The sequence below is a fragment of the Kitasatospora sp. NPDC127060 genome, from assembly GCF_042724935.1.
In the GTDB taxonomy this organism is placed as follows: domain Bacteria; phylum Actinomycetota; class Actinomycetes; order Streptomycetales; family Streptomycetaceae; genus Kitasatospora.
Map to the genome: position 1 here is coordinate 1 of NZ_JBHXEG010000186.1, position 1,959 is coordinate 1,959.

Annotated in this window: 1 protein-coding gene and 1 pseudogene; one reads left to right on the plus strand and one right to left on the minus strand. The window is 69.8% G+C overall.

What is annotated here, in order from left to right; translation table 11 throughout:
- Nucleotides 1-73 precede the first annotated feature (73 nt).
- On the minus strand, nt 74-910 hold the full coding sequence (locus tag ACFWIS_RS40590; protein WP_380457347.1) for an alpha/beta fold hydrolase: 837 nt from the start codon (nt 908-910) through the stop codon (nt 74-76).
- Nucleotides 911-1,161: 251 nt separating this feature from the next.
- On the opposite strand from ACFWIS_RS40590, the pseudogene ACFWIS_RS40595 reads away from it, so the two are divergent.
- Nucleotides 1,162-1,717: pseudogene (locus ACFWIS_RS40595) on the plus strand (Dps family protein).
- The last annotated feature ends 242 nt before the right edge of the window (nt 1,718-1,959 follow it).

The window sequence follows — 1,959 nt, forward strand, 5'->3', positions numbered from 1 at the left end:
GGTCCCGGGACCGGCGACGGCGGTACCGACGACGGGGCGGACGGCCGCGGTCGGGGGAGGGCGGCCGTTCGGGTCACTTCGCGAGGAAGGCGAGCAGCGCGGTGTTGACCTCCTCGGCGTGGGTCCAGAGCAGGCCGTGCGGCGCGCCCTCGATCTCCACGTACTCGGCGGAGGGCAGCGCGCGGTGGAACGGCCGGGCGGTGTTCTCCACCGGCAGGATGCGGTCGCCGGTGCCGTGCAGGATCAGGGCGGGGACGTCGATGCGCGGGATGTCGGCGCGGAAGTCCGTGTACCAGGTGGTCGGGGCGGCCGAGGCGGCGAAGGAACCGCCGCTCGCCGCGACGTCCCAGCTGTTGCGGACGGCCTCCTCGCTGATCCGGCTGCCGAGGTTCTCGTCCAGGTTGTAGAAGTCCTGGTAGAAGGCGGTGTAGTAGGCGTACCGGTCGGCCTTCACGGCGGCGACGACGCCGTCGAAGAAGTCCTTCGGGGCCGCGCCCTCCGGGTTGTCGTCGGTCTTCAGCAGGAACGGCTCCAGGGAGGCGAGGAAGGCGACCTTGGCAATGCGGGCCGAACCGTAGGTGGACACGTACCGGGCGACCTCGCCGGTGCCCATCGAGAATCCGACCAGTACGGCGTCCCGCAGGTCGAGGGTCTCCAGCACGGTGTTGAGGTCGGCGGCGAAGGTGTCGTAGTCGTAGCCGGTGGTCGGCTGCGAGGACTGACCGAAGCCGCGCCGGTCGTACGTGATGACCCGGTAGCCGGCGTCCAGCAGCTCGGCGCTCTGCCGCTCCCAGGAGTGTCCGCTCAGCGGGAATCCGTGGATCAGAACAACGGGCTGCCCGGTGCCGTGGTCCTCGTAGTAGAGGTCGATGGGGGCGGAGTTCTCCTGGCCAACGGTGATGAACGGCATGGTCTTTCCTATCTCTCGGTCAGCGGGTGGCTGCGATGGGGCTCACGCTAGGAGTGGCTGTCACTGGCCAGTTGCCTGGGAGAGCACCCGGTGTCGCCCGAGAGTGTTCTGGGTGCGCCGGGCGAATCACACGCCCCCAACTCCTCTGCGGGTGCGCGGAAGGAACGCAGATGGTGCGCCGTCGGGACAGGCCGGGGGCCCGCGGGTTCCTAGCCTGATCCCCGAACAACCCGGCCATTCCCAGGAGCACCATGAGCAGCCGGCCACACCTCCACCAACACGCGGCAGAGAGTTAGGAGTTCGGCACCGTCACCCGGTTGCCGATCGCGCTCTCCCACGACGTCCGGCAGTACTCGTGCCAGCGGCTCAACCACGTCCTCGCGGACACCCAGTTCCTGTACTCGCTGTACAAGAGGTGCCACTGGCGCATGCGCGGGCCGACCGCGTACCAGCTGCACCCGCTCTTCGACGAGCACGCCCGGGAGCAGTTGGAGCTGGTCGGCGCGCTCGCCGAACGGGTGCAGACGCTCGGCGGCGGCGCAGTTGGGCGACCCCCGGCACGCCGCGCTGATCACCGGGCTGCCGCGCCCGCCGGACGGCGCGGAGGACGTGCACTCGATGCTCTCGCGCCTGCTCGACGCCCACGGGACCATCCTCGCCGACGTCCGCGACGCCGCCACCCGCGCGGCGGAGCTCGGCGACGACGGTACCCAGGACCTCCTGGTCTCCCAGATCGTCCGCACCGGCGAGACCCAGGTCTGGTTCCTCGCCGAGCACCTGGTCGTCACCCCTGAGACCAGGGCGTGAGCGCGGGCCGGGTCCGTTCGTCGGCGGGTCCGGCCCGCTCAGTGCCGGGTCCGTTCGTCGGCGGGCCCGGCACTTTTCCATGCCGTCCAGCGACTCCGGGGACGCGGACTCCGCGGGCCGTGGATGAAACGCGATTCGGCTGTGCTCGTACCCGGTCCTCGGGTACGAGCCCACCCCACAAGCAGGGGGTTTTTAAAAAAAACCAGCCCACCAAACCAGTGCAGATATGGGTTTGGGTGTTG